Genomic DNA, 6,618 nt, shown 5'->3' on the forward strand with positions numbered 1-6,618 from the left:
TATGGTTTTATATTATCACAGGCATTTCATATTGGGAATGCCTGTGTAGTAACAAAATTTTAAAGTTTCTTTTAACGATTATATAAATAATCTTAGAATTAAAAAGTCTAAGGAATTATTAGATAGTAAAAGATTCACAATCAACGAAATAGCAGCCATGGTGGGGTACAAAGATACAAATTACTTTATTAGCAAATTTGAAAAAATAACAAGTGTGACACCAAATGAATACAAAAATTTTTATATTAAATAAGAATAATGTTATGAGGGGGTACTATTTTGTATAAGGTCTTAATAGTTGATGATGAACCTTTTGTTAGGGAAGGATTGAAATTAATAATTAACTGGGAGCAATATGGATTCATTATCTGTGGGGAAGCAAGCGATGGGGATGAAGCTCTAAAGTTAATGAAGGAATTATCTCCAGATCTCGTTATTACTGATATTAAAATGCCTGAAATGGATGGGTTAGAATTTATTGAAATGGCAAAAGATATCTTAGGATTAAATACAAAATTCATAATATTAAGTGGATATAATGAATTTAAGTTTGCTCAAAGAGCTATTAAATATAATGTAATTTATTATTTATTAAAACCTATTGAAGAGGATGAACTTATAATTATTTTAAAAAAAGTATACAATAATTTAAAGGCTAAAGAATTAGAAAATAGTTTTAGTAAAACTAAAAATAATAATATAATAAGATCTATACTTGATGGTAATTTAGAAAAATATTCGAAGGATTATTTGCAGGAGTTTTTTAATGTCGTAGATAACCAGGAAAAAAGATATGTGCAAGTGGAAATCAATATTTTAAAATGGTTTGAAAACCTTGAGCAAGATGAATTTCAATCTAAGTTAGTAAAGTTAACAGAAATTATATATAAAATTATTAATGAAGAAAACATTAATTGTCTTCATAATGATGAATTTGGGAAGTATGGTATAATCTTAAGTATAGGTATTCTGAAACACTTTAATAATAATATTGATCTATTTGTTAATAAATTATTTAATAATATAACAAAAATTTTAGAATGTAGCTGCTTAATAATTATTGGTAAGGAGATAATGGAGTTATCCAATTTAAAGGAATCATATAAATCATGTATAGAAGTTAAACAGCTTCAACCGTTTAATCAAAATGGTATTGTTTTTTATAATAAAAAAATGCAATTAAATTATAACTTTAATGAAGAGGCTTCTGTGGAAAACCTTATGGGTGCTATAGAAAGCGGGGATAAAGATAGTATTGTAAATGTAGTTAATGAAATTTCATATAATATAAATAATAAGCAGGTTGCACCAGAAATAATTTCTGCTTATTTGATAATATTTATATCAAAAGTAATTACGTGTGTATATAAAAAATATGGTGATGTTGAAAAATTTGTAAGAAATAATAAAAACTTTAATAGACTTCAAGCAAGTAATATTGATGATATGGGTAAAGCCATAGTGTGTTTCTCAATAGATATATCAAAATATATAAAGTCATTAGGCGATAGTAGACAAAATACATCCATGTATGAAATTGAAAAGTATATCAATAATAATTATCAATATGATATAACATTAAAAAAACTTTCAAATATATTCTTTATTAATCCAGTATATTTAGGTCAATTGCTTAGAAAACATTTAGGTATGTATTTTAATGATTACTTAGAAACTATTAGAATTGAGCAGGCAAAAAAGTTATTAAGAAGATCAAATTTAAAACTAAGTGAAATAGCAAATAAAATAGGATATGTAAATTCGAATTACTTTATTAATAAATTTGAAAAGGTTACCCACCTTACGCCTACTCAATATAAAAATAGTGAATATTAATCACCTAATTATAATCAAATAAACTCAGTATATTTATAAATATACTGAGTTTATTTGTGATTTTGTAACAGATGATATCGGGGCGTCATGTATAAATGTAAATATTAAAATATGCTATTTTTCTATTGCAGCTATTTGAGAATTGATTTTCTTTATAACTTCAGGGTTGAATTTTTCTTTTCTATCATAGGTATATAAACCATTTACTTCTTGCTCTACATCATATAATTGTGTATAACAAAATGCACAAATATTAGGATTATTAAGTAGGCAGGAAGTTAGACCATCATATCTTTTAATAAATTCTTCTTGACTCTTTGGCCTGTTTCCATATCCCCATGCATTGTTATCTGTTTGGTTAGGATTCCACCAGATTCCACCATATTCGCTTACAAAGTAGGGTTGTCCTTCATATTTTTGTCTATCTGGATGAGTAACAAAAACATCTCCGCCATTTTTCATGGATTCATAGGATGTAGCAAATTTCTTAGTATCTTGCTCATAATCATGTACATCAAAGATATCTGTAACTACATGAAAATTGCCACTAGTGTCAATTACAGGTCTTGTAGGATCGATCGCCTTGGTAACATTATAAACAATTCTTAAAACTTCATTGTCCTGCTTTGTACCATCAGCATCCCAAGTTTCATTGAAAGGGCACCAACCTACAATGGAAGGACTGTTATAGTCTCTTTCAAGAGATTCAAGCCATTCTGGGAGAAAAACTTCTAGTCCTTTAGAAGTGGTAATATCTAAGCCCCAGTTTGCATGTTCTCCCCAAACTAGATAACCCAATTTATCTGCCCAGTAAATATATCTTTGTTCAAAGATTTTTTCATGCATTCTAGCTCCGTTGAAACCAAGACCCATGGATAACTCAATGTCTTTTTTTAAGTCTTCATCAGTTGGTGCGGTATAAATTCCCTTTGGATAAAAACCTTGATCAAGAACTAATCTTTGGAAAACTGGTTTTCCATTTATTAAGATAACCTTACCACTTAAGGAAACTGATCTTAATCCAAAATAACTTGTAACGCTGTCAACGCAGTTATACCCACTAGATAAACGAAATTCTAGATCATATAAATTAGGTTGCCCTGGTCCCCAAAGATGAATTTCAGAGAGGTTTATTGTTAGTCTTACAAAATTTCCTGTAATTATAACATAACTAGTTCCTACCTTGTTAGAGTTATATAATGCAGTAGCATTAAAGGTGTAACCGCTTACCTCGCCTACGAATTTACAGTCAATGTGTACACAACCGTTATCTGGATCAGGTATATATTTTACTGATGAAATATAACTCTGTGGTACATTCTCAAGCCATACAGTTTGCCATATCCCAGTTGTTCTTGTATAATCACAGCCACCAGAATAAAACTGGCTACATTGTTTTCCTCTTGGTTGTAAATTAGAACGCCCATCATCTTTGGCACATAAAGAAATTATATTTACGCCAGATGCCAGATGACCAGTGATATCGAAAGTGAAGGATGAATATCCACCAAGATGGGTTCCAGCAGAAACTCCATTTATCCAAACTTCAGTTTTGTAATCAACAGCGCCAAAGTGAAGTAGAGTTCTTTCTCCTTTCCACGAATCAGGTAATATAAATTCTCTCCTGTACCATACAGAGGCCATAAAGTCCTTGTTTTCAACACCTGAAAGTTCACTTTCGGGGCAAAATGGGACAGTTATAAATCCATTTAGTTTATTTGATGCGAAAAGTTTTCTTTCCTTGCCACTCTCACCGGGATCAATTTCAAATTCCCACTGGCCATTAAGATTAATCCATTCATTTCTTACAAGTTGTGGTCTTGGATATTCTGATCTTGGAATTCTAATTTCACTATTCATGTACACGCTCCTCTTAATATTAATTTAAAAGTTAATTTGTTAATTTATTAGTTACTTATATAATTATAAAATATATAAGTATTGCTGTCAATAACGTTATTAGTTATTAGAAAATTATTTAAAAAATAATTTTAAAAACATTTGACTAATTAATGTATAGGTTATACAATAAAAATAAAACGGAAAATAGGGGATTTATAATGAATATAGATGTATCACTAGAAAATATGGCTTTTTTAGAAGTATTCTCTTCCACTACCAGGGTTCGTATTATTGCAATGTTAGATGAGAAAGCTATGAATATAAAAGATATGGCAATTGAATTAGGCATTTCATCTGCAATAGTCACAAAACACATACAGAAAATGGAGGAAGTTAAAATAATAAAGTGTGAGAGTGTGCCTGGAATAAGAGGTATGCAGAAAATATGCAGCCTAAATCTAGACCAGGTTACCTTAAGGCTCAAATCAAATGCTAAATGTGAAACCTCATTGGTTCATTCCATACCTGTAGGGCAGTATACTTCGTATAATGTTCAGCCTACTTGTGGCCTTGCTTGTAAAACAAAACTGATAGGTATTGTTGATGATCCAAGGTACTTTGCCGACCCTAATCACAACAATGCATCTTTAATTTGGTTTGGTCATGGTTGGGTAGAGTATAGAATACCAAATTATTTATTGAGTAATCAGTTGGTTAAAAAACTAGAAATATCACTAGAAATATGTTCCGAGTTTCCGGGGTCTAAAGAAGAGTGGCCATCGGATATTACTTTTTACATCAATAATATTAAGGTTGGTATATGGACTGCTCCTGGTAATTTCGGAAAGAAGAAAGGTGTTTTAAACCCAGAGTGGTGGAATTATGGTTCACAATATGGGCTACTTAAAACTATAATTGTGAATAGAGAAGGGAGCTTTTTGGATGGTATAAATATATCTAGCGTAAACATTACTGAACTGAATCTAGCATTTAGTAGTGAGATTACCTTTAAAATTGCAAACCATGATAATTCACGTAATGTTGGTGGAATAACAATCTTTGGAAAAAACTTTGGAAATTATAATCAGGATATTAATGTAACTATTAATTATGAAGATTTAAAGAGAGATGTGAGATAAAAACTATGACAATAATGAAGCAAAAATGCAAGAGATATATTGGGACTAGAATTAAGTAAAAACTAATAAATATTTAACTATCATTATTCATTAGTTTTTCAATGAAATTTTTAATCTGTAAAGTTACATAATGATTATTGAAAAGCTTTATAAAACCTTATAAATATATGCTTAGAAATAATTATATAAATTGTAGTATATAAGAATTTATATACTACAATTGTGTAAACGATGATTTGAAATATAGTTATAACGCAACAATAACGTTATATAATATACTTTAGTGGGACTGATATACCTTTAAATAGGAGATGTTTATATGCTACGTTTATCGTAAGAAGTTAAAAAGAATTAGATGAGCGTATTTTCCCATTTTGGAGTAATTTAGCCGATTACAAAAATGGTGGATTTTATGGATATGTAGACTATTAATATGCAATCTTACGGTAATGATATTGAAGGCACTTGGTTAAATGATGGAGCTGCAGAAGTATTAGAAGATAAGGATTTAATTAATAGAACTTAAAAGATATAAGTGACTTATTAATAGAAAAAACATAGAATCACAAGAATATAACGGAAATTATAAACTATCTAGTATCCTGTTTTAACTAGGAAACTAGATAGTTTATTATAAATTTTAAATTAGCTTCTTCTTATTTAAGAAAAAGAAATACAATTAAAATCAAGGGTAAAACCTTAATTAATATATGAATAAACAGGTATGATGCCCTATTCTTTTAAATGGATAGGGCATTGTATTATTTTGAAAGAGTCAGATAACATTAAGAGGGGGAAAACTATGCTTGAAATTAAGAAACATTTATCAGTTGTTTTGTATACAACTGCAAAAGCAGTAATAGAGGAAAAGACAAGATATGAGGCAGAAAATGCTGTAATACCAAAAGGAAGCACCATGACAATAAATAGCGAGAGTGGTTCAAGTGGTAAGAATGAAAAATATATGAATTTTACATTTAAAAATAGTGACCAAGGAAGGTGTATTGTAGTTTTTCCAAATGCATTTGATATTAAAAAACCTGGAGTTTATAAAGTATCATTAGGCTCTAAAACTAATTATGGTGAATATAAGAGGCAAATAGTGAAGGCAATTGAGCCAATGGATACATATGAAGTGGATACTGTAAATAAAGTTCTAAAAAATGAAGTAGTGATAATAGAGCAAAATGTGGAGTTTCAATCTAAGTCTTGGACAATAAAAGAAATAAATTTTTCTTTTGATAAAGTAGGTTTGTATGATTTTGAGATTCAAGGAGATTGGGCTTCTATGAATCTTGATTACATAGAAGTAAACAACGAACCTGCGGTGGTTAATTCAGAGGTTAATTTTACGCACATTAACTTTTATAAGGCTAATGCTGAAGATTTAATCTTGAAGTACGAAAATCATTATAATAGTTTTGTAGAGTTGATATGGGATGGACAAGAGTTGGACAAGAGTCTATATACTGTAGATGAAGAAAATAAGCAGCTAACCGTTAAAAAGGAGTTCTTTATTAATAGATCAATTTTAACAGGACGTTTAGCACTTCACTTTGATATTTGACTAGATCCTCAAATTATCTCTAATATTTTAGAAAATGCGTAAAGAAAGAATGTGTATCAAGTTGAAGAATAGTATTAAGCAAAGAATGTGTATCCAACTTGCCATAGGGTGATAATGAAATATTACTAATATTTGAAGATGATAGTTGTAAAAAATATGATTTAAAAGTAGTGCAAACGACAATCACAAAGAGGTTGAAATAATAAACTTTGATATAGATCATGGTAACTCTAC

General features: G+C 29.3%; 4 protein-coding genes and 1 pseudogene. 4 read left to right on the forward strand and 1 reads right to left on the reverse strand.

The window, feature by feature from the left end; all coding sequences use genetic code 11:
- Positions 1-67 precede the first annotated feature (67 nt).
- Together Q0649_RS23105 and Q0649_RS20365 are read left to right on the forward strand one after the other, a co-directional pair.
- A pseudogene (locus Q0649_RS23105) lies at positions 68-253 on the forward strand (helix-turn-helix domain-containing protein); the annotation flags it as partial.
- 26 nt (positions 254-279) lie between these two features.
- Entirely contained in the window at positions 280-1,836 is a 1,557-nt protein-coding gene (locus tag Q0649_RS20365; protein ID WP_298846165.1) for a response regulator, read from the forward strand.
- Between the two features lie 114 nt (positions 1,837-1,950).
- On the opposite strand, the gene Q0649_RS20370 is transcribed toward Q0649_RS20365, so the two are convergent.
- Positions 1,951-3,696 (reverse strand): glycoside hydrolase family 2 protein, encoded by a 1,746-nt coding sequence (locus Q0649_RS20370; RefSeq protein ID WP_298846168.1) that lies wholly within the window; start codon positions 3,694-3,696, stop codon positions 1,951-1,953.
- A 200-nt stretch (positions 3,697-3,896) separates the two neighbouring features.
- Between Q0649_RS20370 and Q0649_RS20375 the strand changes: the two genes are divergently transcribed.
- Complete coding sequence (locus Q0649_RS20375) at positions 3,897-4,817, forward strand: transcriptional regulator (protein WP_298846170.1); 921 nt, start codon at positions 3,897-3,899, stop codon at positions 4,815-4,817.
- A gap of 802 nt (positions 4,818-5,619) precedes the next feature.
- A complete protein-coding gene (locus Q0649_RS20380; RefSeq protein WP_298846174.1) occupies positions 5,620-6,384 on the forward strand; it encodes a hypothetical protein in 765 nt (254 codons plus the stop codon).
- Positions 6,385-6,618 lie beyond the last annotated feature (234 nt).

Origin of the sequence: uncultured Clostridium sp., from assembly GCF_937920395.1 — a bacterium.
Taxonomy (GTDB): Bacteria; Bacillota; Clostridia; order Clostridiales; family Clostridiaceae; genus Clostridium_AD.

Excerpts from the sequence above, each read along its gene's own strand:
- Q0649_RS20370 (WP_298846168.1), bottom strand. The coding sequence starts at position 3,696 with ATGAATAGTGAAATTAGAATTCCAAGATCAGAATATCCAAGACCACAA.
- Q0649_RS20380 (WP_298846174.1), top strand. The coding sequence starts at position 5,620 with ATGCTTGAAATTAAGAAACATTTATCAGTTGTTTTGTATACAACTGCA.
- Q0649_RS20375 (WP_298846170.1), top strand. The coding sequence starts at position 3,897 with ATGAATATAGATGTATCACTAGAAAATATGGCTTTTTTAGAAGTATTC.